Origin of the sequence: Pseudoalteromonas sp. R3 (assembly GCF_004014715.1) — a bacterium.
Lineage (GTDB): Bacteria > Pseudomonadota > Gammaproteobacteria > Enterobacterales > Alteromonadaceae > Pseudoalteromonas.
The window spans coordinates 3,527,481-3,553,583 of sequence record NZ_CP034835.1 but is presented as its reverse complement, the minus strand read 5'-3'; the positions used below and the strand labels follow the sequence as shown (position 1 = coordinate 3,553,583).

General features: G+C 47.7%; 29 protein-coding genes. 8 read left to right on the top strand and 21 right to left on the bottom strand.

Annotated features, from left to right (window positions below):
• Positions 1-3 precede the first annotated feature (3 nt).
• The 3 genes from ELR70_RS20735 to ELR70_RS20730 form a co-directional block, all read right to left on the bottom strand.
• Positions 4-198 carry a hypothetical protein gene (locus ELR70_RS20735; RefSeq protein ID WP_054015881.1) on the bottom strand — a complete coding sequence of 65 codons (195 nt, stop codon included), beginning with the start codon at positions 196-198 and terminating at the stop codon, positions 4-6.
• A gap of 35 nt (positions 199-233) precedes the next feature.
• Positions 234-386, bottom strand: coding sequence for a hypothetical protein (locus ELR70_RS24960; protein ID WP_160317386.1), 153 nt, complete (start codon positions 384-386; stop codon positions 234-236).
• Between the two features lie 103 nt (positions 387-489).
• The gene (locus tag ELR70_RS20730; protein ID WP_054015880.1) at positions 490-2,970 is read right to left on the bottom strand and encodes a family 20 glycosylhydrolase; all 2,481 of its coding nucleotides are present in this window, start codon (positions 2,968-2,970) and stop codon (positions 490-492) included.
• 215 nt (positions 2,971-3,185) lie between these two features.
• Here ELR70_RS20730 and ELR70_RS20725 point away from each other — a divergent pair, with 215 nt between their 5' ends.
• Entirely contained in the window at positions 3,186-4,271 is a 1,086-nt protein-coding gene (locus ELR70_RS20725) for a linear amide C-N hydrolase (protein ID WP_054015879.1), read from the top strand.
• Positions 4,272-4,326: 55 nt separating this feature from the next.
• On the opposite strand, the gene ELR70_RS20720 is transcribed toward ELR70_RS20725, so the two are convergent.
• Positions 4,327-5,541 (bottom strand): serine hydrolase domain-containing protein, encoded by a 1,215-nt coding sequence (locus ELR70_RS20720; protein ID WP_054015878.1) that lies wholly within the window; start codon positions 5,539-5,541, stop codon positions 4,327-4,329.
• A 234-nt stretch (positions 5,542-5,775) separates the two neighbouring features.
• Positions 5,776-6,600 carry a spondin domain-containing protein gene (locus ELR70_RS20715; protein WP_128064702.1) on the bottom strand — a complete coding sequence of 275 codons (825 nt, stop codon included), beginning with the start codon at positions 6,598-6,600 and terminating at the stop codon, positions 5,776-5,778.
• A gap of 230 nt (positions 6,601-6,830) precedes the next feature.
• Between ELR70_RS20715 and ELR70_RS20710 the strand changes: the two genes are divergently transcribed.
• Together ELR70_RS20710 and ELR70_RS20705 are read left to right on the top strand one after the other, a co-directional pair.
• Positions 6,831-7,217 carry a hypothetical protein gene (locus tag ELR70_RS20710; protein ID WP_054015876.1) on the top strand — a complete coding sequence of 129 codons (387 nt, stop codon included), beginning with the start codon at positions 6,831-6,833 and terminating at the stop codon, positions 7,215-7,217.
• 121 nt (positions 7,218-7,338) lie between these two features.
• Positions 7,339-8,097, top strand: coding sequence for a transporter substrate-binding domain-containing protein (locus ELR70_RS20705; RefSeq protein ID WP_054015875.1), 759 nt, complete (start codon positions 7,339-7,341; stop codon positions 8,095-8,097).
• Between the two features lie 37 nt (positions 8,098-8,134).
• Here ELR70_RS20705 and ELR70_RS20700 read toward each other — a convergent pair whose 3' ends face one another.
• Entirely contained in the window at positions 8,135-8,539 is a 405-nt protein-coding gene (locus ELR70_RS20700) for a biopolymer transporter ExbD (protein ID WP_054015874.1), read from the bottom strand.
• 296 nt (positions 8,540-8,835) lie between these two features.
• On the opposite strand from ELR70_RS20700, the gene ELR70_RS20695 reads away from it, so the two are divergent.
• The gene (locus ELR70_RS20695) at positions 8,836-9,573 is read left to right on the top strand and encodes a hypothetical protein (RefSeq protein ID WP_054015873.1); all 738 of its coding nucleotides are present in this window, start codon (positions 8,836-8,838) and stop codon (positions 9,571-9,573) included.
• A gap of 50 nt (positions 9,574-9,623) precedes the next feature.
• Here the strand turns inward: ELR70_RS20695 and ELR70_RS20690 are convergent, their stop codons facing one another.
• The 6 genes from ELR70_RS20690 to ELR70_RS20665 all read right to left on the bottom strand — a co-directional run bounded on the left by ELR70_RS20690 (position 9,624) and on the right by ELR70_RS20665 (position 15,084).
• Entirely contained in the window at positions 9,624-10,994 is a 1,371-nt protein-coding gene (locus tag ELR70_RS20690; RefSeq protein ID WP_054015872.1) for a hypothetical protein, read from the bottom strand.
• A gap of 227 nt (positions 10,995-11,221) precedes the next feature.
• On the bottom strand, positions 11,222-11,359 hold the full coding sequence (ykgO, locus tag ELR70_RS20685; protein WP_046003577.1) for a type B 50S ribosomal protein L36: 138 nt from the start codon (positions 11,357-11,359) through the stop codon (positions 11,222-11,224).
• Between the two features lie 5 nt (positions 11,360-11,364).
• Positions 11,365-11,622: a type B 50S ribosomal protein L31 gene (locus tag ELR70_RS20680; protein ID WP_010384175.1), complete on the bottom strand. Its 258-nt coding sequence runs from the start codon at positions 11,620-11,622 to the stop codon at positions 11,365-11,367.
• Positions 11,623-11,801: 179 nt separating this feature from the next.
• Complete coding sequence (dbpA, locus tag ELR70_RS20675; protein ID WP_054015871.1) at positions 11,802-13,193, bottom strand: ATP-dependent RNA helicase DbpA; 1,392 nt, start codon at positions 13,191-13,193, stop codon at positions 11,802-11,804.
• A gap of 117 nt (positions 13,194-13,310) precedes the next feature.
• Entirely contained in the window at positions 13,311-14,693 is a 1,383-nt protein-coding gene (locus tag ELR70_RS20670) for a DEAD/DEAH box helicase (protein ID WP_054015870.1), read from the bottom strand.
• A gap of 166 nt (positions 14,694-14,859) precedes the next feature.
• Complete coding sequence (locus tag ELR70_RS20665) at positions 14,860-15,084, bottom strand: helix-turn-helix transcriptional regulator (RefSeq protein WP_054015869.1); 225 nt, start codon at positions 15,082-15,084, stop codon at positions 14,860-14,862.
• Positions 15,085-15,349: 265 nt separating this feature from the next.
• Here ELR70_RS20665 and ELR70_RS20660 point away from each other — a divergent pair, with 265 nt between their 5' ends.
• Both ELR70_RS20660 and ELR70_RS20655 read left to right on the top strand, forming a co-directional pair.
• On the top strand, positions 15,350-15,919 hold the full coding sequence (locus tag ELR70_RS20660; RefSeq protein WP_054015868.1) for a hypothetical protein: 570 nt from the start codon (positions 15,350-15,352) through the stop codon (positions 15,917-15,919).
• Between the two features lie 237 nt (positions 15,920-16,156).
• Entirely contained in the window at positions 16,157-16,810 is a 654-nt protein-coding gene (locus ELR70_RS20655) for a hypothetical protein (RefSeq protein ID WP_054015867.1), read from the top strand.
• Positions 16,811-16,878: 68 nt separating this feature from the next.
• On the opposite strand, the gene ELR70_RS20650 is transcribed toward ELR70_RS20655, so the two are convergent.
• The 8 genes from ELR70_RS20650 to ELR70_RS20615 all read right to left on the bottom strand — a co-directional run bounded on the left by ELR70_RS20650 (position 16,879) and on the right by ELR70_RS20615 (position 24,525).
• A complete protein-coding gene (locus tag ELR70_RS20650; RefSeq protein WP_054015866.1) occupies positions 16,879-18,687 on the bottom strand; it encodes a cytochrome c peroxidase in 1,809 nt (602 codons plus the stop codon).
• Between the two features lie 390 nt (positions 18,688-19,077).
• Positions 19,078-19,719, bottom strand: a complete 642-nt coding sequence (locus ELR70_RS20645; RefSeq protein WP_054015865.1) for a protocatechuate 3,4-dioxygenase — start codon at positions 19,717-19,719, stop codon at positions 19,078-19,080.
• Positions 19,720-19,972: 253 nt separating this feature from the next.
• Complete coding sequence (locus ELR70_RS20640) at positions 19,973-20,212, bottom strand: class I SAM-dependent methyltransferase (RefSeq protein ID WP_082353220.1); 240 nt, start codon at positions 20,210-20,212, stop codon at positions 19,973-19,975.
• Positions 20,213-20,427: 215 nt separating this feature from the next.
• Positions 20,428-20,652 carry a hypothetical protein gene (locus tag ELR70_RS20635; RefSeq protein WP_054015864.1) on the bottom strand — a complete coding sequence of 75 codons (225 nt, stop codon included), beginning with the start codon at positions 20,650-20,652 and terminating at the stop codon, positions 20,428-20,430.
• 138 nt (positions 20,653-20,790) lie between these two features.
• Entirely contained in the window at positions 20,791-21,195 is a 405-nt protein-coding gene (locus ELR70_RS20630) for a hypothetical protein (RefSeq protein ID WP_054015863.1), read from the bottom strand.
• A gap of 292 nt (positions 21,196-21,487) precedes the next feature.
• Positions 21,488-22,297: an ABC transporter permease gene (locus ELR70_RS20625; RefSeq protein WP_054015862.1), complete on the bottom strand. Its 810-nt coding sequence runs from the start codon at positions 22,295-22,297 to the stop codon at positions 21,488-21,490.
• A gap of 120 nt (positions 22,298-22,417) precedes the next feature.
• Positions 22,418-23,455 (bottom strand): nitronate monooxygenase, encoded by a 1,038-nt coding sequence (locus ELR70_RS20620; protein ID WP_054015861.1) that lies wholly within the window; start codon positions 23,453-23,455, stop codon positions 22,418-22,420.
• A 95-nt stretch (positions 23,456-23,550) separates the two neighbouring features.
• Positions 23,551-24,525 (bottom strand): alpha/beta hydrolase, encoded by a 975-nt coding sequence (locus tag ELR70_RS20615; protein ID WP_054015860.1) that lies wholly within the window; start codon positions 24,523-24,525, stop codon positions 23,551-23,553.
• Positions 24,526-24,722: 197 nt separating this feature from the next.
• Between ELR70_RS20615 and ELR70_RS20610 the strand changes: the two genes are divergently transcribed.
• Positions 24,723-24,905 carry a ribosome alternative rescue factor ArfA gene (locus ELR70_RS20610; RefSeq protein ID WP_046003563.1) on the top strand — a complete coding sequence of 61 codons (183 nt, stop codon included), beginning with the start codon at positions 24,723-24,725 and terminating at the stop codon, positions 24,903-24,905.
• 80 nt (positions 24,906-24,985) lie between these two features.
• Entirely contained in the window at positions 24,986-25,360 is a 375-nt protein-coding gene (locus ELR70_RS20605; protein ID WP_046003562.1) for a PH domain-containing protein, read from the top strand.
• Here ELR70_RS20605 and ELR70_RS20600 read toward each other — a convergent pair.
• Entirely contained in the window at positions 25,338-26,036 is a 699-nt protein-coding gene (locus tag ELR70_RS20600) for a winged helix-turn-helix domain-containing protein (RefSeq protein WP_054015859.1), read from the bottom strand. The two genes, ELR70_RS20605 and ELR70_RS20600, sit on opposite strands and share 23 nt — an antisense overlap.
• Positions 26,037-26,103 lie beyond the last annotated feature (67 nt).

The following is a 26,103-nucleotide window of genomic DNA, read 5'->3' as shown; positions in this document are numbered from 1 at the left end:
CGGCTAGCGGCCGTTGCACTCATTGGTAGGGCAATCTTCCGTATAGGAATCATCACATTCACCCGTTCCACTGGTGTTTAGGCACTGATCTACAATGGAGAAATGCCCCCCTGCAATCTGGCGAGTAGCGGCTTTGTTGAGGTGCGTGCTGTCCAGAGTCAGTGACTTCAGAGGTTTTTTTTGCAATGTGAGTATCATCTTAATTTCCTTGTTTAGTCTATTCGTGTGTGAGGCTAGATGCCACCGCAGTGATTGGGGCAAGCTTGTCCTCCGGACATATTGGAGGGGCCAAAACCACCAAATACTTGTGGTGTGAGTTGCAGTTTCAATGCCTGCTCTTGCACAGATAATGTCTTCAACTTTTTCTTAACTAAACATATTTTCATTTTATTGTCCTTATAATTGTCAGTTGTACCTTAAACAGGTTTAACCCTAACATAGTTGGAATAAATCGGGCAACTGCTGCGTATACTCGCCGATATTCTGGTATCAAAGGTCTATGCTGGTGGAATCCGGCGAGGCTCCATCGGCACGGCAAGCTTCCAGTAAATGTTCACTGAATAACCCTGCTGCAACGACTATCTCTGCTGCATTGCTCTGGATCTCCCGCAGGCGCCCGGCAAAGTGTTGCATACGCTGTACTGAGATTGATGGCTTCACTGTACAACTGCGAACGATCGCCAGGCTTAGTTCATTGATGGAACTGGCTTGCGCCAGGGTTGTCTGGAGTCCATGCAACGTCGGGGTTTTGGCAAGCAGAGGCGCTAATAAGCGGTAATCAGTATGCCAGGCTTTAAGCGTGGCGGTAATGTGCTGCAATGCGTTGCCATCTCCTTGTCTGAACTGTGCCAGTTTTTGATAGAGCATCAGCATGGTTTGATTCTCTACTGGCAGGAAGTCTACCAGCTGATCCAAGGGCGCGTTCTGATGATACAGCCCCTGCTGATACTTTAGGTGATGGCGGGTATAGTAGCTGGCAGGTTCCAGCTGTTCGGCAAAACGTACCAGCAATGCCAGTTCTGCATCGCTGGCTTGCGAGCCGAGCAGCGATTGCAGACCCCGGCGATACTGCTTGTCATGGTGCAAGCCAATGGCATCGGCAAAAGTATATAATGCATGGAGGCGCTGATACATGGCCGCTTCATGATTCACTTTTCGCTCGGACCAGAGACGCTCAGCGATTGTAAACAGGCGCGGCCAGCTGCGTATATCGAGGTTTTGTTCCGTCACCAGCTCACTCCACAGCGTGGCCTCGCCGCCTAAAATATTGCCTTTCGCCTGTGCGTTCATGGCACTCAGGAAGGGCATATTTACAAAGTCAGCATGAGAAAAATGCGCGGCCAACTTACCTGTCACCGGATAGACTGCGTTACCAATGAGGATCCGCCCTGAAATACCCGTTTTCGCATCAAGTGTCAGCTCGGCGCGGGTTGGTCCCATCCAACTGTCAACAGTGGCATTGAGTCGTGTCAGACCTGCATCGGGTGATATCAAGTGGCTATCGAGTCGGGCTTGTTTAAACGGTCTGTCATTAAGTTGTACGTAAACATGGCGGACAGATTGCCGTTGCGTCACCATTACTAGTTTGCCTTTGACGGCACGCCCTTTTCGTCTTGGCATGGTAAAGTCCCATGCCTGGAATGCGTCCTGAGCGCTCAGCGGGTGTGGCTGGTGCAGATCGGTATCGAATGGTTCATTACGATAATGGTAGCTGGCGGGCTGTGGCTGGTCGATATAGAAGCCGGCTGACAACAACACCGGGTATCCTTGAGCCGCAATTTGGCTCAGGCTGGCTTTACCCCGCCAGGATTGAATCATCACATCTTTATCCAGCGCTGGATGAAATATCTCGTCCCAGCCCATCATTTTTTTGTTGTGACGACGCAAGATGGCTTGTACTTTGTGGTTGAAATGAGCCTGAAGATCGGCACTTGTATTGAGTTTATGCTGATGCATGTATGTCTGCACACGGTCGCTGTTTTGCCAATGTGTTGGGTCTACTTCGTCGCCACCAATATGTAAGTAGGGGTCAGGAAAGAGGTCGGCCAGTTCAGTGACGATGGCGTTAATAAAGGTATAGACCTCAGGTTTACTGGGGTCCAGCAGTGGCTCAAATACGCCCCAGCCATCTTCCATCTGATAGGGTTTCACTTCTGTCATCAGTTCGGGGTAGGCAACTGCAATTGCAGAGGCATGCCCGGGTACGTCAAATTCAGGAACCACGCGGATCCCAAGGTTGCTGGCGTATTCAACGACCTGCCGGATTTCGGCCTGGGTATAATACTGACCATCTGACGCAAGCTGATGTAGTTTGGGATATGCTTTTGAAGCGAAACGCCAGCCCTGATCATCCGTCAGGTGCCAGTGGAAGACGTTCAGCTTAGCTGCGGCCATACCACGCAACTGGCGCTTAATTGCCGGAATCGAAATAAAATGGCGGACGCTGTCGAGCAGCAGTCCACGCCAGGGAAATCGGGGACTATCTTTTATGTGTAAAAGCGCCAGTTCGCGACTGTCGCGGGCAAAATAGAGTAGCTGACTGAGAGTGGCCAGCGCATGCAAGGCGCCAAATTCATTCGGCGCGCTAATCGTTATACCAGTTTGGGTGATACTGAGTTGATAGTGTTCATTCTGCCCAAGTTGTGGATGCTGATGAGTGGCGTCTTGTGGTGTCTGTACAGTCACAATTATGGGTAATGAGAGGTCAGAGGTGGCAGTCGATACCTGATAACCGAACTCAAAGAATTGATCACGATAGTAAGCCTGAACAAATGTACTACGCTGAGCTGACAGACCATTGAGCGAAAGTGCCAATGGTTTGTCTAACTTTAGCGTTTGTGTCGACTGCACGAGAGAGGTGGGCGTGGGCATCAAAATTGGTGTTTGGCTTTGCGCCTGAACCTGGCAGGCAGCGAGCACCTGTAAGCTTACAAATATACCATAAAGCCAGGAGCGGAGTTGAGCCATCATAGTGATCATTTCCCTGAAACATCGAACAAAGAGGTCTATAAAATCGTGTTTATGGGAACAGTGCAAATGAGAGATTTTCAATCAGGTGGGTTAAGTCACCAGTCTGTGCTGTAATCCTGCGTAATATTATTCAGCGCAAACCCTTATTAATATCAGTAGGACGATTAACAGAGCCTGCTATCACAAGATAGGCATGGCACACAGTGAGGTGTGAGATGTGTACTCGAGTATTTAATAACCGCCAGCGCGACTATCTGGCGACGGCCCGCAACATGGATTGGATGTATCCACTGCCCACCAGCTTTTTTGCCTTTGATAAGGGGCTCAGCAAAACCGGTTTGTCCGAAGCGGATGGTAGTACTGCTGATGCGCTTAAGTGGTGCTCAGCATACAGCAGCGTAGTCGCTATGGTCGGTGACGATAGCAGTGGCTGGGCTGCATCGGATGGTCTGAACTCTATGGGGTTAGCTGCGAATGTGTTGTATGATTCGGGTGCCAGCTATGGCCAGGTTTCAGTCAGTGAGCGTAAAAAGCAACTCAGTGTACTACGCTGGGTGCAGTATGTGTTGGATAATTTTGTCTTTGTTAAAGATGTTGTAAAAGCATTCAACAAACAGGATATCTTGCTGGTGGGTGCGGCGGTGCCCAATAGCGATGGTAAACCTGCCCAGTTGCATTTATCTGTGTCTGATGTCACAGGAAACTCAGCCATCATAGAAGTGACTGACGGGGTGTTTGTTTGCTATGAAAACACCGCCTACCAGGTGATGACCAATGAACCTAGCTTCGACAAGCAGTTAAAAATCAATGACTACTGGGCTTGGCAATGGTCTAGTGAAAACACCAACCCAAGCCACACAATTCCGGGTGGGGCTTTTTCAACGGATCGCTTCGAGCGAGCTACCTTTTATCTTAACCACATGGATGAGCCAACCAGTGTTCATGACGCACTGGCTCAGGCCAGAACGGTAGCCGCGAACGCATCGGTACCACTGGGTTACAACTTTACTGTAAGTGATAGCCCCAATATTTCTAATACACTCTGGTCTACCTATGCCAGTCACAGTGAGCTTGCTTACTACTTTAGCAATGCCCGAACTTTAAATGTTATTTGGTTTGACCTGGCAAATGCAGATTTCAAAGAACCTGTGCAAAAGCTGGATCTGATAAAAGTATTAAGTAGCGGGATGATTGAAAATCATAATTATGACGGAAAAATCAATGCGCTAATGGAAGCGACTATCGACCCATATCTGATCCTTGAACGGGGTAGCGATGTCGCCCTTAGAATCACCTGTTAAGCTGTTTAATATGGTTTGAGCGCTCAGCCGGATTGATCACCGGCTGAGATCCTGTTTAGAGTTCATTAAAGACCTTTGCTCGCAGTGCTTCACGAAACGCGTTGACCATGTTGTGCTTGTCTTGTTCTGTCTGGCGGTTAAAGACGCGGTTGTAGAATATGCTGATGCTGACATCTTCTTTTGGATAGTAATAGCTCCTGGACATATAGCCATTATTGTAACCGCCATGCATATAGGCTACTTTGCCTGACAACGATGCAAAAGTGCTGTCTTCGGTTTTGCGTACTATCCCGGCGCCGTACTCCCGGGTTGCATCCATGATGTTAAGGTTATCGAGCATTTGGGTCTTAATCTCAGCATTAAATGGAGCTTGGGTCTTTCCAAAGGCGCTGAAAAACAAGCTTAGATCTCTTGGCGTACTCACCATCCCTCCATCAGCAGCCCGATATCCCAGCTTGATGTGGCGGTAGCTTATGAGCCCATCCTCTTCCATTTCATAACCATGTACCAGTTCGCCACCCAAAGTTTCCCGCTGATAATAATAGGTTTCGGTCATCCCCAGTGGTTCCAGTATCTGTTGACGAATCGCAATAGCAAGATCGTAGCCCAGTAAGCCGTCCAGGATTATTCCCAGCAACAGGTAGTTTGTGTTGGAGTAGTCGAAACGACTATCGACTTCAAACTGTGCGGGCTCGTCATAAATATAGTTCAACATTTCAGTGACTTGCCAATCGTAGTTGGGCTCTGCTTTGATTTTATGCCAGAACTGCGGAACACTCAGATAGTCCTTCAGCCCACTGGTGTGGCGCAGCAGGTGACGGACCCTGATGGTACTGGTATTAGGCAAACGATTGCTAATCTCTTCGGGCAGGTAAGTGTTGATGGGGTTGTCCAGGTCGATCTGGCCTTGCTGCGCCATGAGGTGTGCCAGCGTCGAGACAAAACTTTTGGTGTTACTGGCAATGCGGAAAAGATGTCCAGGTTTGAGCGGTTCGTTGGTGTCTTTATTAGCCAGACCACTGGTATACGTCGAAGACCATCCAGGGGTGGCTATATGAACCGATACGCCAGTTAACCCAGCCTCAACGACTTGATCAAGCAAGTTTTGATAATCGGTATGGATATCAAACTGAATAGGTTGATTGGCATCACTGAGCGTAACGGGTATATCTGCCGATTTAGGCTTTGAGGAGTGTGTCACGTTATTGTCACTGCCACAGCCAGTGATCATAAGGCTGGCGGTACAGATCATGATTGAAGGTAATTTCATAGCATTGCCCCTTTGTGCTTTGCCTTTATTGTTTTATCCCGGTTATATCAGCCGCTTTACAGGCGAGTGTCCTGATCGATAAGGAAAAACAGCCAAAACGCGAAAATGAGGCGAAGGTTTTGTGTTAAGCTTTTGAAATATAAATTTATTTATGGCGTGGTCGAAATGGGGTGTGGTGGAGCCAGCGCTTGAATTCGCGTTGGCCCGCGGTAAATAAGACAAAGGAGGGCACAATTACAGGCGCTTTAATTCTATCATACCTATATAGTCACCTGACTGGGCGTGCACCCCTTGTGAAAAATCACTGTCACTGGGGTCGCTGGTGAGTAGCATAATCGACTCTGCGGGACTGGTGGCCTGATTTACTGAACTAAAACGCGTACCGCTGTCACTACCTGCATCATACACCTTAAGCTGAATGATCTGACTGTCAATCCACTGATTGTCTGTAAACAACGGGAAGCTTTCAAGGCCTATAAACCAGTCTGGGCTCGGTGCTACCATGGAAACTACGCTCAACAGAGGGTATTGCTGGCTGGCTTCAAAGGTAAATGTGACGCTTTTGGCACTGCCAGAGACGCCCGATTCATCAATGAGATAATTTGAATTCCCTGCGTTCTGAATAGTACTTATTTCGTTTTTTAGTGAGGACTTAGAGCCTGTTTCAGCCATGCTGACTATGCCGGCAGAGGCTGTGGTATCGGGTTTGAAGATAAACCCATCTTGATTATGTGTGAGTCCCACCAAAGGAGAAAAATGCGAATTCTCTGGGAAGTTGGTCGGGAAGTTGCTGACCTCCCAGCTTCGAGTAAAAGTGAGCTGATAAGTCACGGTTTCTGCAACCTGATCACTTTCATTGGCATCTGTGTTGTTATTGTCGCTGGTGTCTGAATTTGAGTTTGTATCCGTACTGTTTTGTGTGTTTGCGCCGGTGGTCGTATTACTGGCTTCTGTGTTTACCGTGCTACTGGTGCTGGTTGGTTCACCACCACCCCCTCCACCGCAGGCACTCAAAGCAAATAATACAAGAGCGCATAATAGCATACTCGTTATGTTCATATTGACCTCGTGTTGGTGAGTCAGAATGTCAATCAGAAGACCCGACAATGGGCCGGGTTATTTCATGATTTGTACAATAAATGCACTTTATTCTGTTGTGGGTTAGTGAGTACAGTTGTAGTAATTGCATTTAGCATCATTAGTTTGTACCTGCATGAGAGATCCTCAACTGTTTTTCTACAGTGGGTATGTAACACTCCCAAGGACATTTCGTTTTTCAAGGAGCTAGTATGAAATCTCTTTTCTTAACTGCATTACTAAGTGGCACAGCGATGGCTAACCCCTTGCTGGGAAGCTGGGAGTTTGTTGAAGGGCAGTATGCAACGGATTCGGGTATTGTCTCTGCCAAGGCGCCCGAGTTAACTTCAGTTAAACTGATCACACCGACTCACCATAGTTACATCACCCAGAGCCAGGGGAAATTTAAATATGCGGGCGGGGGCACCTACGTGCTTAAAGGTAACCAGTTTATTGAGACCTATGAATATGGCAATGTCAGCTCCCTGTTAGGCAGGAAGATGGCCTTTACCTATAAGGTTGAAGGGGAGTTGTGGCACCATGAACTGTATGAAAACGGCAAGTTTATAGAGCGAGAGATCTGGAAGAAAGTGAAATAGCTTGGCTATTTCGTCAGTATGCGCAGACATTTCACATGGCACATCTAATTCTGTTGGGTTATTTGCAATTATAGGTGTCCCCCTAGACTAACACTAAGGTCAGTGTGGTACCGGGGGCGTAGTGAAACTTTTTGCATGTATTGGGGTAGTGATCTGGCTGTCCCTAATATCACCAGTCAAAGCGGCAACGGTACAGGTCGTCACCGAATATTTATACCCTTACCAAATCAAAAATGAAGATGGCAGTTTAGGTGGGTTTATGACCGAAGTTGTTCACGCGCTGTGTCAGCAAGCCGGTGATATACCCGAAATTAGGGTGATGCCCTGGGCTCGTGCCTACCAAACGGCTGTGACGACAAAAAATATACTTATCTATTCGATAGTACATACCGAAGCGAGAAGCTCATATTTTCATTGGATTGGTGAAGTCAAAACGGATCCAATCTATTTATGGGGCTTGGCTCGGCGCTTTCCCGCTCAATCTGACTCGCTGATGTTACTGAAAAATCATCGGGTGGCGGTTCTGAGAGGTTCTAATGTTGCTCAGTATCTGGCAAAACACCAGTTTGAAAACCTCAAACCACTCAGTTATGAGGAGCAGCTGCTATCGATGTTGGAAAAGGATCGCCTTGATCTGGTAGTAGGGACTGAGCAAACCATCTGGCAACGGGCGAACAAGGCAGGTATGGATTTCAATACTCTTGCCAAAGTTGCTGAGCTGACAGAGCTTAATACAAACCTCAGCATTGCCTTCAATATTACCTCTGACCCTAAGTTGGTTGCCCGCTACCGCGATGCGTTTTCGACTATCAGTAGTAACGGTAAGTTAGCAGGGATCCAGCAAAAGTGGTTTAACTATATCCGAGTTGCAAAACACTAAGCCAGACCCAGTATAGCCCCGGGTCTGGCTGCATTGTTTATTGTAGAATTTCACCTAAAGACACAGGTGCAGAAGTTTGTGCTTTAATGGCATCTAGCACACCGACCAGCGTTGCATGTTGGCTATCCGGGTGCGCTCGAAGACTGATGCTGGTGAGCTCCCCTTGTGCACCAAGACGAGCAATATTAATACTGACAGCATCGATATCGATTTTTCTGTTGTTTAGATAGATCTGGTTTTTTGCGTCAATTGTAAAAACGGGTGTCAGGCTGGGTACAATCGAGGTTACGGCCTGATCGGTTCGATTGATTGGCAGGGCAGTTTCCCGCATAAAACTTGCGGTAACAATAAAAAAGATCAGCAGAATAAAGACAATGTCCAACATAGGGTTCATGTCTACGGTTACGTCAGAAGCGCCTGAATGATGTGCAGATTTAGTCATAATGTTAGGTCCTTTTTTGTTATTTCCTTTTCAGCGTAGACCCTATATGTTAGTTTTGGTTTAATGTACCGTTAATGTTTACAAACTTTTACGTTGGCTTGGGTTTGACGCTATGTACGGGCATATATCAATTAAATGCCACTGACCTGGGAACTGTGGACTCAATTGGATTTATATCATCATTTAGTACTAAAGTTTAACGGTTATAGGTCGATTACGATTATAATGTAAGCCATTGTTGTTAGTTTAAGCGTTTGGCTTAAGCGGCAAATTAAGACATCTATAAGGAAAATAGCATGAAAGTGAACACGCACAGTGGTGGGCCCGCTGCTCAACTTGATCTGCAAAGCAAGTTAGCCTCCTCAGGTAACCTTAAAGACGCAAAACAGCCCGTTTCCAGCTCACCCGACTCAGTACAAAGTACACTTGCCAAAGATGTATATCACGGCGCACAAGCGCCATCACCGGCACTCGTTTATGATCGGCCTCTGGCTATCACCTCATCGGAAAACCAAGAAACACCAGAGCAATACAGTGAGCGAATGGATGCAGCAACTGGACTATTGTTTGCCGTTTCGATCCCTAAAATTGCAGAAGATATGAGTGCTGAATTTGCCAAAGTGAGCAAGGAAATTGAGCAATTATCTCCGGGGCTGAGTGACAAAGACTGGGGCTTTTCCGTTAATGAAGACGGGGCACTGGTGGTTAGTGGTGATGACCTGACAGACAGTGAAAAGCAACTACTCGAAGAGAAGCTGAATGAAAACGAGGAGCTCGTGGCTTTGGCAAAAACCTTTCAGGACACAATGATGGAAGGGATTGATTTGCTTAAAGGCCCCAATGAAAGTGGGGACTACTGGGCCAAATACGATATTAACCGTAGCAACTTTGCCGACATTATCGACTTTAAAGCGCTGATGGAAGAAAGCAGCCAAAGTGATGCGCAAGTTAAGCTGGGTGATGCGCGACTTAATCAGTTTACACTCGTAGATAGTATTGGCGGGCAGTTGCAGCGTAATGCCAGACAGTTATAGCCGCTTTTGCTTTGTAACAGGCCAGCAGGCTGGCCTGTTTTGATGTCGGATTAATTCCGAGTGCTCGATACTAAATCCTGATCACACAAGTGACCAATATAGACATATGGGTGCTGAGTACCACCGATGCCTATGACTTTCTCTTCATAAGAGTCGATTTCAATGCGCCATGCACCGACCAGGAAGTCTGTGCGCCAGGTATTTCTGTAGCCCATGCTGTATGACGTGTGTTCTACGGTGTAATCACTAAAGCAACGGCCTAAGTTAACACCACCAGATGCTTTACCATTTGCATCAGATGTTACGACAAAATCTTCATAGGGGTTTCTGACGTCGTCGATTGAGTCGAAATCTCGGATCAGCTTAAATGTAGCTTCAGCGCCTTCGACGGGGTGGCCTTTAGAGTCATTCAGCGTGACCGTCCAGTTCAGGTCCCGGTACGCCTGAGTCGTCAGGTAGGGGGCTTTAAATGCTGAATATGGGATCCGCTCTACACCGTGTTCGCCACTAACTGAGTCATGGGCAAATGACGCAACCACTGAGCCCAATACGAGAGTATATTGATTGGCCGGGTTATTTTGCAGATTTGGATTGCCACTCACCCGCACTACAACACTTTGGTTTTCCTGCAGCTGAGAAATAGTCTCGGCTTTGTTTACTGCGACGGGCTGCCAGTTACCACCATTGTATATTTCCAGTACAAACTCATCCGTTTTCGCTTCGTCTTCGAGTTTTACAATGAGGTCCTGGCCCCGCACGGCGGTGAAGGCAAAATAGTCGTAGTCGAATACGTTGTCTATGTTTCCTTTTACACGGTTTTGTTTGTCGGGCAACATGGTGACAGTTGCGATTGAGTCATTCGCTTCAAAGTCGTCAAGCTGAGCCTGAGTAGATGATATGGCACCAAATTTGATATCGGAGCTATCCGTTGCTATCACATCCATCAGCCAATAGTAATGACCAGGTTCCGTCAGAGCGGCGGCCAACTCATCGGCATTCGCGGCATTGGCAGAATTGGCCATCAGGGTAAAGGTATTATCCGGGTTGTGGCGCACTATGCTGAGGTTAATATTGGTGTCGGCTGACTGACCGAATAAAAACGCTGTCGTTTTACCTGGCTCTGTGACTTCAAAGTGAAAACAAGGCTTCTGCCCTACCGTCATACCGCCAAAAGGGTAAACGGTGTTGAGTGACAAAGTCTGACACATGGGGGTGATGGTACTGGCTGCAGGGGTATCTGCCTGGGCCGCACGTATAACCGAGTTAAACAAATGTGTTTTGGGTGTCATGTCCAGTGAGGACGACTGAGCTGTGACTTTGTCTCCTGTGCTAAGGTGATACAGTGCATCTGTGGGTAATTGTGATGCAAGAGCTAGGGTAGGCATACATGCTAAAACACTCAATGTTTGCATTAATTTCATAATCAAATATTTCCTTTTTGTTTTTTATGTCGTTCATCGACGGTTCCAAAAGTGGAACCTTTTGCATTATGCATATCCCTATTTCAAATACAATATAATGAGTTTAATTGTTTGATTTAAGACAAAAATAGTAATTGAACAGTCGGTGAAGTGGTCGATAACATGCTCAGAGGATTACAAAGGAGGCAGCCAGTGCAAAGCGCACCGGCTGCATAAAGAGGATAGACTTAGCGTTTTTTCTTTTTGCCCTGCACAGCTTTGAAACGTGGATTGTCTTTGCAGATCACATACACACGGCCGCGGCGTTTGACGACCTGGCAACCTGGGCGGGATTTGGCACTTTTTAATGAGCTGAGTACTTTCATGGTGATTATCCCTTTTTGCCAGCCAGATTTTTAAAGCGGCGATTGAACTGTGCAACCCGACCATCGCTGGCTACCAGCTTCTGCTTACCGGTATAGAAAGGGTGAGATTCGCTGGAAACGTCAATAGGTACATACGGATAAGTCACCCCGTCTACTTCTACTGTGCGATCGGTTTTAATCGTGGAACCAACGATAAAATACTTGTCTACCGAGGTATCGTGAAAGGCAACTAAGTGGTAATCAGGATGGATATCTGGCTTCATTTTCTTCTCCAATAATTTAGTGCGTGTGTTATATCATAACAAAACATAAATGGGAATGGTAAATGAAAGTAATTCGCAATTGTATCTCTAGGTGGGGAAGAATTGGTTTAGGTGTGGCTACTCGAGACTGCATTTGAATATGTCATCTCAAGTAGCTTAGTGTAGATAAGGACCAGACGTTAACGGGTAAGTTTACGGGCTCTGAAATTACGTCCTTTCATTTTTCCGTCGCTGATGACCTTAACAGCCTGATTGGCGTATTTACGCTCCACGGCAACATATGAGGACATAGCTGTGACCTTTATCTTACCTATTTGATCGCCACGCAATGCCTGGTTAGCGGTCAGTGCGCCCAGAATATCACCCGGACGCAGTTTGGCTTTTTTGCCGCCATCAATTTGTATGGTGATCATAGGTGCACGTTTGACTTGATTTGCAAGCACCTGCTCGCCAGGCACAGGAGTTGGTTCAATCTCCAGGCTGAGGTAATCTTCCAGCATATTCACTTTATGGGACTCTTTGTAGCTCATCAGTGAACAGGCGACGCCAGTTTTGCCCGCCCGGCCGGTGCGTCCAATACGGTGGACGTGTACTTCAGGGTCATGGGCAATATGATAATTGATAACCATATCAACATGGTCAACATCTATACCCCGTGCCGCAACATCGGTTGCAACCAGAATGGTTAAACTGCGATTCGCAAAGCGTACCAGCGTTTTATCGCGGTCTTTCTGATCCAGGTCGCCATGCAGAGCCGCGCTGTCAAAGCCATAGCTCTGCAGCATATCACTGACGTCCTGACACTGCGCTTTGGTATTACAAAACACCACCGCAGCCTCGGGCTGAAACTGACACAGTAGCTTATGGAGTGCAGCATCCCTAGCTTCGTTGTCGGCCACTTCATAGAAGTGCTGTTCTATCGTGCTGTGATCATGCTGTGCAACAACTTCCACTTTAACCGGGTCGCGCATAATATGACCCACTAGTTGCTCAATTTTAGCCGGGTAGGTGGCGCTGAATAACAGGTTTTGACGCTGAGTTGGGCAGTGTGACACGATACAGTCCAGCGCTTCTTCAAAGCCCATCTCCAGCATACGATCAGCTTCGTCCAGGACAAAGGTATTGACTTCATCTAGTGACAGACGGCCCTTACGCAGGTGTTCCTCGATGCGACCTGGTGTACCAACCACGATATGGGCACCATGCTCCAGCGAGCCAATTTGTGGTCCCATGGGAGCGCCTCCGCACAAGGTCAGTACTTTGATATTGTGGATAGCACGCGCCAGCTTTCTAATTTCGACGGCAACCTGATCCGCCAGCTCACGGGTAGGGCAAACCACCAGGGCTTGCACCCTAAAACGTTTTACTCTCAGGTTATTGAGTAAGCCTAGAGCAAATGCCGCGGTTTTACCGGAGCCGGTTTTTCCCTGACCAATGACATCTTTGCCGGCCAGGATCTGTGGCAAGGTCTGAGCCTGAATTTCTGTCATGGTGTGATAGCCAAGCGACGTCAGGTTGTCTAACAAAGAAGGTGATAGATTGATATTGGAAAAGGGCGTAGCGGTGCTCATAGCGGGCTTCTTTTTAATTGAAAGAGTGAGTATAACATGACACACAGGCAGAGCGTGCAATACCGTAACTGCCTGGTGACATAGGGTGTCGAGATTTAAAGCGCTCCGAGAGGCTCTTTAGTTTGGCTTTTTCTGTGCCGCAGGTTTATTACCGCCGGGTTTGCCCTGACTATTGGCAGGACGTCTTCTGCGGCGTTTTGGCGCAGCGGTTTTATCATTCCCGGATTGCGGCTCTTGGCCGTTTTTGGGCTTGTCCGCCGGCTTGCGCTGAGCGGATTGCTCCGCTGTGGCTGTTTTTGGTTTCTTAGGTTTTTTCGGTTTCTTTGGCTTAATTGGCCGAGTGTCCAGTTTTGACTCAGGAACCGGGTTTTGAGGCTCGAACCCAGGCTCTACAACGCGCGGGATCAACTGCTGGATTAAGCGCTCAATGCCGAACAGATCGCTGGCAACATCTTCACTGACAAACGAGACTGCCTCACCGGTGGCACCGGCTCGACCCGTGCGACCAATACGGTGCACGTAGTCTTCGTACACATTGGGCAAGTCAAAGTTGACGACGTGTGGTAATTCCTGAATATCCAGGCCTCGCGCCACAATGTCGGTGGCCACTAATACGCGTAACTCACCACTCTTAAAGCCTGCAAGCGCCTTCATTCGCGCACTCTGACTCTTATTGCCGTGGATCGCTGCGGCATTAATTTTACTCTTTTCGAGGTCACGTACCAGGCGATTAGCACCATGTTTGGTGCGGGTAAAGACCAGTACCTGTTGCCAGTCATGCGTGTTTATCAGGTGCTTGAGTAAGGCGGTACGTCGGCTTTTATCTACCGGGTAAGCCCATTGAGTGACGCTTTTGGCGGTGCTGTTGGCTGGTGCCACGGAAATCTCAACAGGATCCTGAATAAGCCCCTTGGCGAGTGAGCGGATCTCATCAGAAAAAGTGGCTGAAAATAATAAGTTCTGACGCTTTGGTGGCAGCAACTTAATGAGGCGTTTAATGTCGTGGATAAACCCCATATCCAGCATTCTGTCTGCTTCGTCGAGCACAAAAATGTCTAACTGATCGAACTTCACCGCATTTTGTTGGTACAAGTCGAGCAACCGGCCCGGTGTCGCAACCAGTACATCAGCTCCTTTGCGCAGCTTCATCATTTGTGGGTTGATTTTCACGCCACCGTAGACAACCTGGCAGGACAAAGTAAGGTGTTTACTATACAGTTCAACACTTTGCCAGACTTGATCCGCCAGTTCACGGGTCGGTGTCAGGATCAGAGCCCTGACCTGATTGGCTTTCACTTTTGGTTTGCTGCTCAATAGCTCCAGCATGGGCAGGGTAAAGCCTGCTGTTTTGCCTGTGCCTGTCTGGGCTGCGGCCATAATGTCCCGGCCTTTTAAGATGGCGGGAATGGCTTGCTCCTGAATAGGGGTTGGCGTTGAGTAACCCTGATCGGCTACGGCTTGATTAATTTCGGGAGATAAGCCAAGACTGCTGAAGCTCATGTTTGTGTACTCTGAAGAATGCGGGCCGGAAGAGTACAAGATTTACCCCAACATAGCAATTTTTGTCATCAGTTTGATGTGCCATATATGAGTGCGATATACGCAGACTATGGGCGATTGAAACGCTGCTAGTCTGCTTTTGTGCCGCTCTTTTATTGATGGTGCTTTACTGCTCAGTCAATAGCTCGGCAACGGGGATCTGGTAAAAGCGTGCCAGATCGCCTGCCGTACGGTAATACACCCGATTGCCACATTCGGCGCGTTTCAGCGTGGCAATTGACACACATAAAGCCTGGTCCTGGCAAGCACATGCCAGTTTTTCCTGACTCAGGCCAAGACTTTTTCTTAGCTCTTTGAGCCGACGAAAATTGAGTTTGACTCTACCGTCCATTGAAGTGCTCCTGACTTGTTTGGATGCTAAGGCTAGCAGTCCTGAGCGCTTTTTGCCAAATTGTTAAAGCCACTTAGAGTGTCCACTTTTTGCTACACACTGTCAGTATTTTTTCACCCTAATGTCTTAGTTTTGGGGGCGGGGAAACTGATACCAAACTGATACCAAACTGATACTAACAAGTGAGTCATTCGCATCTACACTGAGTGCCAGTTGAATAAGCCCCGCATGGTGCGGGATTACTGGAAATAATAAGGAAACAATTATGTCTCAGACAGTTCATAACCTGGGTGCCTATGGTTCAGTTGTACTGGCGAAAGATTTCAGCAAAGACTTTATCAATGCGTTTGAGCACATTAATCAGCGCGATGGTGTAAAAATCACTCCACTGGCAGGCCAGTCTCAAGTAGTTAATGGTATTAACTATGCGTTCTACTGTTTGGTTGAGCCAGTTGTTGCACCGGACGTGGCAAAAGTGAACAAACTTGAGCTTATCGTGATCCATGCGCTGGATAACAAGTACACTGAAACAGCAGAGCGTATATTAAGTCGTCCTGTTCTTGTTCCACCTATCGGCTCGTTCGATGGTGTAGCACTGCGTGATGAGTTCACCGATGCTGAAAAAGCAGCGGCTGAGCAGATTGAATCACTGGTTGGTGTACGTTATGACATTCTGGCGGCTCAGCAACAGGTTGTTGCAGGTCTGAACTTTGTATTCTATACAGTGGCTACACCAGCCACACGTAATGGCCAGGCTTTCTTCGCTGAAATTGAAGCGCATCGCAACCTGGACGGCAGACTTGAAAACTTCAATCTGATCCCGGTTCAGCCATAACCTTTACTTTTGGCAACGTTGATGTTTTGCCGCCCGGTTGACCCCAGGCGGCTTTTTCGTTTCTGTCAGACAGCTGATAGAGGAATGGACTCATAGAGTAGTTGATTGAAAAAGTTAAATTGTGAGCTGTCCGCCAGCAAAGCAAGTTTGAAGGTACTCATGCACGAGCACGCTTGTACCCGGATGTGTTAGTCATTGCTTGCTATACTGAGTGGAAACACTCTGAAGGAACCAACGATGAGAGTCATTCTGCTCGCTATCTTGCTGTTTACTGCACTGGCTGCAGCCGATGAAAAACAAGCCCCGCCACTGAATCCTGCTTACAAAGGGGAGCACGGTATGGCGCTGATGAATCGGGGATCTCGGATTTACGCAACAAATTTTCCGTCTTACGGATTACCTAATGATATCCATGTGGTCTACCGTGTGGAAAATCCCGATGTGGCTTTTTTGAGCCTGGTTCGTGATGCCAAGCTGATCACCATTAAACCGGAGCCATTTAATTTGCAACGGTTGGAACGGGGGGAGGAAGTCATGATCACCGCAGATGTATATGAGGGACATTATGCGCGCGGTGGCAGGCTGGTGTACCCACAAAGACAATTGGTGCTCAGTGACAAACTTTTTGCCCGAAAGCTCAGCAAACTGGAACCTGCATCGCAGTGGCATGAGTATGATGTGATTGAAATCAACAAAACGGAACGTATTTATGTCCACAAAATACAGCAAAGACCCAGCTTTAATCATCTGATTTTTGTCGACTTAACGGGGGCCTGCCTGCAAAAATTTAGGGCCTCTAAACGGGTGCCGAGCGAAGGCGAACTGGCCTATAAGTTTATCAACTGCGGCACGCTGAAACAGCTTTTCTATGATGCTGAGAGTTATATGTAGGCACTATCGGATTGAGAAAGCGTGTGAATAAAAGGGCTGCATAGACAGCCCTTTTTGGTTGGGTCGAGTTAAAGCGGATTGCCGTTTTTGTCTAAGGCATCAAACTGGTGGCCATCAGGCCCACCATCTCGGGGTGGGATGAGCACATCTATAGCGTTGCTGCCAGCCACCGCATTGGGGTCGGTGAGCGAGCGCAAGAAGGTGGCCAGGTAATGTATTTCATCACTGGTGAAGTGTTTGATGATGGCATCATCGCCTCTATCTGAATTTGCTCTGTTCTCGGCGTTAAGTGCCAGAACATACTCTTCGCCTCCACCAACAATCTCGCGGCACTGCTCTGTTGTCAGGTGCTGAAATTGTGGCAACTGGCAGGTTTCAACATTGTGATAAAAGCTTTCCAGGGAACCTGTTACGTCATTGTAGTGTTCGATAACACGCTCTAGTGTCGGGAAAACACCTTTATCGCCGTAAGGTGCAGTGATCCCAACATTGAGCAGGCTCGGCATGCGGAACTGGTTTTTGGCATTACCATCGGCGACGGCGTTAGGCCCAATCTGCGGGTAAAGCGGGCCACGGGTTTTTTCCGGGGTAAACATCACGCCATCGTGGCAGTTAGCGCATCCTGCTGAGGTGTAAAACAGTAATGCTCCGCGTTTTTCTGTGTTGTTCAGGCGGGCCATGTCACCTTCGATGTAGTTGAAAAAAGGATTGTCGATAAACAAGAATGAGGCCTGATACGCCGCAAGTGCTCTGGCGATACGCAAGAAATCAATCTGTTCGTCGCCGTAGGCTGCTGCGAAATGGCTTTTCCATTCATCGGCCAGCCGGCTGGCAATAAATTCACGATAGGCTTGTGGGGATTCAAAGCTGGTTGGATCGCCCATTTCAGCGGCTGCGGTGACAGGGAAATGAGCCTGAGCCATTAACAGACGCAAGGGATCTGTATTGGCAACCTGGCTGTTCATCAGTCGGGTTACGTCATCTTCTGGGGTCATAATCGGGGCCGTGGACACCAGGCCCACTTCACTTTCACGGTTGCTCTGACGCAGTTTTACCCTTTGATCCCAGAACATACTGTTAACCCATAGGGCCGTGTTGCAGATCTGTGGTGAGCTGCGTCCAACAGAAGGGATAGTACTGCCGTCTGTGCGGCCCAGTCCGATGACATCTGGGTTCTCAGCATTGACGCCAATGGATAAAGACAGGCCATCGCCTCCACAACCTTGTGCAGGGTGGTGGCAAGAAGCGCAGGAGGTATCATAGTTTTGACTCAGCGCCTTACTAAAGAACAGTCGTTTACCCAGATCAATCAGTTTCGGGTCTTCCTGTCGACGATAGCGGGCAACATAGGCCTGCATATCTTCCAGCCCCTGCTGCAACTCATAATGTTCAATGACTTTGCCCATGCAGGTATCGAGCTGCTCATCCGTCACGGCATTGAGGTCGTTGGTACCGCACAAATCGACCAAACGCGCAATGCCAATATTTATTACTGAGCCATTGCGCATGCCATCATTGCTATCACTTGCCAGCGTAGTCACCGTTTCGGTGTTTGACGGTTCACTGGTGAGCTTGTTTTTATCTTTACCCTTGGCAAAAGCTTGCACAAAGTAGCTGTATTCAGTACCCGCCATCGCACTGTCATCCTGGTAAAAGGTGAGTGTGGTACGGGCAATGCGTTTGCCATCCCGATAGATGCGATAGCCTTTGATATTGCTGGTATCTTGCGGTGCCTGCCAGCTTAGCGCAACTTGATTGCTGCTGTGCACTTTTGCCGTGAATTGCTGTGGGGTGGGGAGCGTGTCGGTGTTTGCCTGAACTAACCCTGAGTATATGCTCAGAGGCAGTAACCATAGCCCGAATAATCTTGCTTTCATAGGTATGATCCTTAACAACAGTGTGTGGTTGGGTAGCGCTTGCACACTGCTGTCTATAACGTAACTGAGAGTGTGTGTTGCCCCCGCGGCATGTCGCCGGGAAGGTCATTATTGTGTGGAATATAAAATTGCGATTCCAACACTAGTGTAGGAATGAAATAAGGAAGAAATGTGTATATTTTGGCTTTTTAGTCATCCTTTATTCTGTTTTTGTCGCTTTGTATCTAGAGCATTTATTCAAAAGTGGCGTTTTGTCCTTGAGATATAAAACTTATCTAGATCAGCGTGTTACCTTGTTCCTGTACTTGGTATACATAAGCAAAGTGAGTCAGCCCGCACTAGGTGTGGGCTCATCATTTAGAATGAAGCTGAAAAGGGGGGCTAAAGGTTCTAAAGTGGTATCTTTTGTATCACCAAATTGAACAGGTAATGATTTTCACGTTCAGTTCGTTTGACCGTCATAAGTGCCTGCTCCTGTGTACTTTTTCGTTTAAACAGGCCATCTTTGTGATTAAGCGGGTGATCCGGAAAGTACAGTTGAGTCAGTAGCGTGTCATAACCCAGCTTAGACGCTTTAAGGTGAATATGCGGTGTGCGTTGACTACTGGCATTGAGCGGGTAGGCACCCGGGAACACGGTTTTGAAACGAAACCGCCCTTGTTTGCCACTTTGTATAATGGCCCAGGCCTGAAAGTGTTCATCGATAGGTGCCTCGCTGGTGTCGTGAGGGTGATGATACTTACCAAAAGCATTCGCCTGCCACAAGTCTAACGTGACATCTTCAACGGTATGTCCCTCGTGATCAAATACTTGCCCGGCTATTTCTATATGCGTTCCCTGAGCGACACCTGATTTGCCGGCCACCTGGGTCAGATCAGCATCCTGGTCTTTTTGTGGGATAATGGGGTAATAGGGTCCTTCCATTTCTCTGGGAGTCAGCATTGTTTGAGCCTGTGCGGTGGAGGCAAAAGCACCTGCCAGCGTGCCTGCTGCGAGATTTTTAATAAAGTGACGTCTGGAATTGTGCGACATAAAACACCTGAATTTACGTTGTTATCTGCTATTCAGCTTAGGATGCGGTGTATTCAGGTGTCTTATTAAAAAGCTATTTTTTACTCAAATAGATTTATGTTTGGTGCAAAGAAGTCTATAACAAATTGTAATATATGGTTTTATTTTCGAACTGCGTCACTTTTACCAATGAATGAGCCTTTGGGTCAGTTTGGGCTTAGCCTGGGCTAAATGTGCCTCTATATGCTTTTGGGTTCTTGAGTTGATGTACCGTTCACGGTTTTTCTACAATCAGATAAGTGCAAATATCACCTTGCACAAAAGTAATATCTGGGTGCTTACGTTTCGCCAGAGCAAGCATTTTTTCTGAAATATCTATACCAGATGGTTTAAAACCTTCATTGACCAGCAACTCTATAAAACGCCCTGTGCAACCGCAGCTAATATCCAGCGCGTTGCCGCGTTGTTTAACAAAACGAATCGCCTTCTGATGCTGTGCAATGCCATTGGTCATATCAAATTCCTCACGCTCCCAGAGGTGGGTAATTTGATTGTAAGCTTTAGTATCAGCCTTGTAAGTTTTTTAGGGTGTGAAGAAATAGAGCGATTGGGGATGGTACTTTGTTAAGTACCATCTGCCGGTTCTGGCATCAACTTCCCTCCGGGCGTCATTTTGGAAAGATCATTGAGTTGTGTTGTTAGGTACTCGCCTTGAACACTGTGGCTTAATCAGTCACCGCCGCCGCCATCAGAGCTTCCACTGCCGCTAGAGTCGTCGTTACCCAACTCTATACTAAACCCGGTTTTACCCTTTGATGTACTGAAGGAGCTCAGAATGAAAACAACACCCACAGCAACAAGTAACCAGCCTATTTGTTCCGGTGACGCTGAAGTCAGTTTTTCATATCCGATATAAGTAAGCGCACAGCCAGCAATAAATGGTATTAATTTCATCAGATTACTCTTCCAGTTGAAGCCCAGTATTTTTGATAAAACACCCACTCCAAAAATTGAGCGTTATACCAAAGCAGGTGATATTGACATAAGTACTTTCGGGCAACTCCCTCAAGCTGAGTGTCTTTTATTTCAGAATTAACGCCCTGATTTTGGGTTTTGTCGATATAGAGTTGTCATTTTTCCATTGCTACTCTTAAAAGTAAAAACTTTGTCATTTAGCTTAATGATTTCATCGCACCAATGCGTACCAGTAGGTATAAATTCAGGGTGAGATGTTTTGCTGATGGTTAAACAGCTACTAAGTTTAAACTTATGTTTTACTTGATAGGTTCCCTCGAGCTTGTACTTTACTGGTGTCTCGGGAATTTGCCCCCAAGATTTAAGGCTGCCATCAGCGAAGTACTGATCATATCCCCAAAATGTCTTCCCTCCATCTTCTGAGTTTCCCCAAATTCCAATCAAGTCTTTTGGACTTATTTCACTCGCATTCGATGATGATATACCAATAAATAAAGCTGTTAAAAAGATAAGTTTTTTCACCGTTCCTTCCTAAAAATTAGAGTTGTGCACTCACCACAATTAATCTGTTTGTACACCGTCTGACTATATTGAAAGTCAGCCATTTAAGGCTATACGCGATTTTAACTTATCAACAATCATAGGGCTTCTCAAGCGGCTTTACTTTGTGCAAAGCAAGCTCATCGGTAAAGGATGCAAACTAGATCCAGCATGTCAATCGCTACTTTCATGTTTTAGTTAGTGCTTAAAAAAAGAGCTCGCAGCAGTTTGGCCTTATCTTCCATATAGGCCAGGTTGGTGTGTCCATTGTTATCTAGCCACGTTCGGCTATTCCTTGCTCCAGGCACTCAGAATTCAGTTTACCCTGCGGGCTAATCACACTACGCACGGCGATAAACAAGCATACGGTAATAGACACGCTCATCATGACCCAGACGGCAATCATGATCATCACCTGATATTTAATGGCGACCATGGGGCTGGCACCGCCGAGGATCTGGCCGGTCATCATGCCGGGCAGCGACACCAGGCCTGTGGTGGCCATAGTCGCCAGAATAGGTGCCAGTGCCTTTTGCAGCGCGTTTTGTACAAAGGGCAAAGTGGCTTCGCGCACCTGTGCACCCAGTGACAGTGCGGCTTCATATTCCGGCCAGCGGGTTTTAAAAGCATCGAAAAAGTGTTGCAGGCAAACGATGTTGGCATTGAGGCTGTTGCCCAGCAACATGCCGGCCAGCGGGATCAGGTATTGTGCATGGTAATAGGGCGTTGGCTGGATAATCACCAGAGTGACAAAGCTTAACAGGGGTATGAGCCCGACGCACAGTCCGGTAAACACGGCTACAAATAACGCTCGCCTGGGAAGCCGGGCTTTACTGAGAATAGCACTGCTGCCGATGAGCAGCATCACCAATAACCAGGCCAGATTCACCCAGAGATGATTGAGGGTGAACAGATATTCCAGATACAGGCCGACCAGCAATAACTGAACAACCATGCGGATCAGCCCAATCACGGCTTCTTTGCCAATATTGAGCTGATACAGCGCGTTGATAGTAAAGGGCAGCAGCAGGGTCAGGCTGAACAAGCCCAGCTGCCACCACTGGATGTCGATTACCTGTTGCATCTGGGTGTCTGGCTAATATAAGTGTTTTAATTACAGTCGATTATTACACACAATTATTATACAGAAAGCCATTTAAAATCACCCGGTGGCCTTACTTGCGAAATAAGCTGCTATTGCAAATCACTCTGCCAGCAGCTTGTTTACCCGGGCATGTTCGGTTTTTGCTTCAGTTATGATTCGTTCGATCAATACCTCAACAGGCTCGATATCTCGGATCATTCCCTGTGACTGGCCAATAAACTGGACGCCGTGCTCCAGGTCGCCCCTGATGGTGGCGGCTTCCAGCTTTTCGGTGGCGGCGCCAAAGAGGGTAAGCATACGAATTTTGTCGAACTGAGCCAGTAAGCCCAGTAGTAATTTCCACAGTGGCATATCGACCATTTTTGAGGCTTTGAAAGACTTGAAGACAGCAACTATGGGATTCATCGGGCGGCGGGTGGCTTTTTCAGCCATCGGGGTTTTCATCACCCGGGCATAAAGGCCATCGAAGTTCTTAGAGTAAATGGTGTCGGCGACCTTTTTATCGACCACTGCCTGTTTTACATTCTGGTGGACCGGGCTTTGTGTGCTGGTTGCCAGCCGAGAGCCCATGGCAACGGCATCGGCCCCCAAAGCCAGTGCCGCCAGTAAGCCTTTGCCATCGGAAAAACCACCTGCGGCGATAACGGGAATGTCGACCAGCTCAACAATGTTGGGCACCAGGCACAGGGATGTGACCTCACCACCGTGTGCGGCGGCTTCATGGCCGGTTACCAGCAGGGCATCAGCGCCACTTTTTTGCGCGGCCAGGGCATGCTTTTCGGTGACTACGGTGGCAATGGTTTTACCGCCATAACGTTTAACGCCTTCGACTATCCAGTCGCCTTTACCCAGCGAAAAGTTAATCACCGGCACCTGCTCAGCCAGCGCGACTTTGGCGTTTTCTTTTGCGCCGGGCATCAGCAAGGTGATACCAACGCCAAAAGGCTTATCGGTGAGGGTGCGAATTTTAGCAATAGCCTGGCGGGTTTGCTCTTGCGTTAACGGTCCGGTGGCTAAAATCCCCAGGCCGCCGGCATTGGATACCGCTGCAACCAGCTCAGGAACTGAGATCCAGCTCATGCCTGGTAAGATGATGGGCTTTTCTATGCCCAGTAAGTCAGTAATACGTGTTTTCATGTTGATGATTTTAACTGGTCTGATGTGTTGCTAAGCATACCGATAAAATTACTTAGAAGAAAAGTGAATATTGCGCCAAAGCGCATATTTAATGGTTAGGGCGTTTTTTCTTGCACTGATAATTTTATTTCTTTTCGTGTTTCCGACTTTTTCTTTTGCTTCTTTTTTAGCCGCTTTAGTTCGGCTTTTTTAACGTGTTTGGCAATCCACTTTGCCATTTTCCCCATCAGTATGGGCGGAAAGTCATGTCCGAGGCCTTCTACCACTTTGAGCCGTGCCTTACGGATCTCAGCGGCGGTTTGCTGGCCCGCAGTAAGCGGAAAAATCGGGTCGTGAGTGCCATGGATCACTAAGGTGGGGGCTTTGATCCGGGTTAATAAATGACGCCGGTCGCCGCTTGCAGTGATGGCCGCGAGCTGGCGTTTAAAGCCTGCTGGGTTATGGGCCCGGCTGATATGCATAGTGGCCTGCTCACGGAGGGTTTGCTCATCTCTTGGGTAGGCTGGACTGCCAATCAGTTGATTGAGTCTGACATTATACGAAATGGCTGCCTGGGGGCTATTGTTTCGGGGGGTGAGCCGTGCGAGCTTTATAAGCACTCCCAGACTTTTTCCTGAGATCAACTGGTTGTTTGAGTTAGACATGATTGAGGTCAGGCTGAGCACTTTTTTACGCTGCTTGGCCGCCAGAATTTGCGCTATCATGCCTCCCATTGAGGCGCCGACCAGATGGGCTTTTTTAATTTTTAGCGCTTTCATCAGCGCCAGCACATCGTCTGCCATATCCTCTAGCGAGTAGGGGGCCTGTTTGCCAAATGGCACTTTGCGACGCAACCAGGTTTTGAACAGGTTGGGCGTGCCGTGTTCGTCAAGGTGACTCGATAGCCCGGTATCCCGGTTATCAAAGCGGATGACTCTAAACCCCCTGTCGACCAGGCCGAAATACAGCTCGTCAGGCCACACCGTCATTTGTGCGCCCAGCCCCATGATCAGAATAATCGCCGGTGCATGTCGGTTACCACAATCCTGATAGCTCAGGGTAATGCCGTTTGAGGTTTTAATGCTGCGCATAGGGTTTTTTAGTACGACTCTACGGTTAAGAAAAAAGTATAGCGCATAGAGAGTTACAATCTTGAGCTGAAGGCGAAATGAACAAAAAAATTTTACTAAAAAAGTAAAAAATTGACTTGCGTGCGAAGGGGAATACATCAATAATCAGCGCGCCACAGTTGGTGGTTATTTAAACTAAATTCAGGAGCAAAAAGAGAATGGCAAGTAAGCGCAGCCAGTCCCACGAACATTTACGGGGCGACATTAAAGACAACGCTTTAAAAGCATTGGTAACCAGTCCGCTGTTTAGAAGCAAAGTAGAGAAGAGCAAAAAAGGCAAAGGCAGCTACCGCCGTAAGGATAAACATCAGGGCCGAGAGCCTTACCTTATGGCAGCTTAGGCGAGCAATAAGATAAGGCTTTCGACAAACGGGCGTTATATTACTAAGCTTGTGGCTGATTAGTTAAAAGGAGCAACCAGATGGGATTATTAAGTGGATTATTAGGCAATGCCAGCGAAGTAGACAGCGATGAGTTGGATAAGCTACTCAACGACACTCTGATTGAAGGAGAAAGTGTAGCACAGGCGTACAAAGTGATCCGGGATATGTTTGTGTTTACTAACAAACGTTTGATCCTGATAGACAAGCAAGGCGTTACTGGCTCAAAAGTGGAGATGCTGAGCATTCCATACGGTAAAATCACCAAGTTCAGTAAAGAATCGGCGGGTCATTTTGATCTCGACGCGGAGCTGAAAATTTGGATTGGTTCAGAGCCCGAACCGCTGACCAAAGAGTTTAAAGCGGGCGATAATATCAATCAGGTGTATAAAATCATTTCTCAGTATTGCCTGTAAACGCAATACCATAGGTTTTTGCAAAGAGCTCACCACGGGCCTTATCCAGGATAAGTGCCCGGGAGTCCGGTACTCTTTGCAGCCACCCCCGCTCAAGTGCATCACTTAAAATCCAGTGCCCCAGGCTACCCGCCAGGTGGTTGCGACGCTCACTCCAGTCCAGACACGATTTACAGATTGGACGCTTTTTTTTCTTAAGTGTGTGAATGCAGACACCCAGCTGCTCAAAAAAGGCAACTCCCTGCGGAGTCAGCAGGGTTTCAGCTTGTTTGTCTTCTATGTAGTTAGCTTCAGCCAGTGCGTCATATAGCTGTATACCCAACTCACCTGCAATATGGTCATAACAGACTCGTGCGTGTCTTAAATAGGGGTCTGCTGGTCCTGTGTGTGTTTTCAGTGTTATTTCGCTACTGAGTGTCAGTAGTTGCTCAATTAACCCTGCAACTTTTTGACTCTTCAACTGGAAGTATTTATGCCTGCCTTGTTTTCTGACCGACAGTAACGAGCCTTCAACTAATTTCGCCAAATGGCTGCTGGCAGTCTGGGCTGTTATGTCCGCTTCTAATGATAGCTCCGTTGCTGTCAGGGCTTTACCCGACATGAGAGCGATGAGCATACGGGCTCTGGCGGGCTCGCCAATTAAGCTGGCAATCAGGGTGATGTCTGGTTCGTGCATAGGAATAGTTCGATACTGACCGAAGCATAGGTAGTGGGTGGTCTGTATAGTGCCTAAAAACACTAAC

Excerpts from the sequence above, each read along its gene's own strand:
- ELR70_RS20710 (WP_054015876.1), top strand. The coding sequence starts at position 6,831 with ATGAAATCTCTTTTCTTAACTGCATTACTAAGTGGCACAGCGATGGCT.
- ELR70_RS20635 (WP_054015864.1), bottom strand. The coding sequence starts at position 20,652 with ATGAAATTAATACCATTTATTGCTGGCTGTGCGCTTACTTATATCGGA.
- ELR70_RS20700 (WP_054015874.1), bottom strand. The coding sequence starts at position 8,539 with ATGACTAAATCTGCACATCATTCAGGCGCTTCTGACGTAACCGTAGAC.
- ELR70_RS20620 (WP_054015861.1), bottom strand. The coding sequence starts at position 23,455 with ATGAAAACACGTATTACTGACTTACTGGGCATAGAAAAGCCCATCATC.
- ELR70_RS20615 (WP_054015860.1), bottom strand. The coding sequence starts at position 24,525 with ATGCGCAGCATTAAAACCTCAAACGGCATTACCCTGAGCTATCAGGAT.
- ELR70_RS20715 (WP_128064702.1), bottom strand. The coding sequence starts at position 6,600 with ATGAACATAACGAGTATGCTATTATGCGCTCTTGTATTATTTGCTTTG.
- ELR70_RS20720 (WP_054015878.1), bottom strand. The coding sequence starts at position 5,541 with ATGAAATTACCTTCAATCATGATCTGTACCGCCAGCCTTATGATCACT.
- dbpA (WP_054015871.1), bottom strand. The coding sequence starts at position 13,193 with ATGAGCACCGCTACGCCCTTTTCCAATATCAATCTATCACCTTCTTTG.
- ELR70_RS20625 (WP_054015862.1), bottom strand. The coding sequence starts at position 22,297 with ATGCAACAGGTAATCGACATCCAGTGGTGGCAGCTGGGCTTGTTCAGC.
- ykgO (WP_046003577.1), bottom strand. The coding sequence starts at position 11,359 with ATGAAAGTACTCAGCTCATTAAAAAGTGCCAAATCCCGCCCAGGTTGC.
- ELR70_RS20665 (WP_054015869.1), bottom strand. The coding sequence starts at position 15,084 with ATGGACGGTAGAGTCAAACTCAATTTTCGTCGGCTCAAAGAGCTAAGA.
- ELR70_RS20725 (WP_054015879.1), top strand. The coding sequence starts at position 3,186 with ATGTGTACTCGAGTATTTAATAACCGCCAGCGCGACTATCTGGCGACG.
- ELR70_RS20640 (WP_082353220.1), bottom strand. The coding sequence starts at position 20,212 with ATGACCAATGGCATTGCACAGCATCAGAAGGCGATTCGTTTTGTTAAA.
- ELR70_RS20610 (WP_046003563.1), top strand. The coding sequence starts at position 24,723 with ATGGCAAGTAAGCGCAGCCAGTCCCACGAACATTTACGGGGCGACATT.
- ELR70_RS20680 (WP_010384175.1), bottom strand. The coding sequence starts at position 11,622 with ATGAAGCCAGATATCCATCCTGATTACCACTTAGTTGCCTTTCACGAT.
- ELR70_RS20730 (WP_054015880.1), bottom strand. The coding sequence starts at position 2,970 with ATGATGGCTCAACTCCGCTCCTGGCTTTATGGTATATTTGTAAGCTTA.
- ELR70_RS20645 (WP_054015865.1), bottom strand. The coding sequence starts at position 19,719 with ATGTCGCACAATTCCAGACGTCACTTTATTAAAAATCTCGCAGCAGGC.
- ELR70_RS20690 (WP_054015872.1), bottom strand. The coding sequence starts at position 10,994 with ATGAAATTAATGCAAACATTGAGTGTTTTAGCATGTATGCCTACCCTA.
- ELR70_RS20735 (WP_054015881.1), bottom strand. The coding sequence starts at position 198 with ATGATACTCACATTGCAAAAAAAACCTCTGAAGTCACTGACTCTGGAC.
- ELR70_RS20660 (WP_054015868.1), top strand. The coding sequence starts at position 15,350 with ATGTCTCAGACAGTTCATAACCTGGGTGCCTATGGTTCAGTTGTACTG.
- ELR70_RS20650 (WP_054015866.1), bottom strand. The coding sequence starts at position 18,687 with ATGAAAGCAAGATTATTCGGGCTATGGTTACTGCCTCTGAGCATATAC.
- ELR70_RS24960 (WP_160317386.1), bottom strand. The coding sequence starts at position 386 with ATGAAAATATGTTTAGTTAAGAAAAAGTTGAAGACATTATCTGTGCAA.
- ELR70_RS20605 (WP_046003562.1), top strand. The coding sequence starts at position 24,986 with ATGGGATTATTAAGTGGATTATTAGGCAATGCCAGCGAAGTAGACAGC.
- ELR70_RS20655 (WP_054015867.1), top strand. The coding sequence starts at position 16,157 with ATGAGAGTCATTCTGCTCGCTATCTTGCTGTTTACTGCACTGGCTGCA.
- ELR70_RS20695 (WP_054015873.1), top strand. The coding sequence starts at position 8,836 with ATGAAAGTGAACACGCACAGTGGTGGGCCCGCTGCTCAACTTGATCTG.
- ELR70_RS20600 (WP_054015859.1), bottom strand. The coding sequence starts at position 26,036 with ATGCACGAACCAGACATCACCCTGATTGCCAGCTTAATTGGCGAGCCC.
- ELR70_RS20670 (WP_054015870.1), bottom strand. The coding sequence starts at position 14,693 with ATGAGCTTCAGCAGTCTTGGCTTATCTCCCGAAATTAATCAAGCCGTA.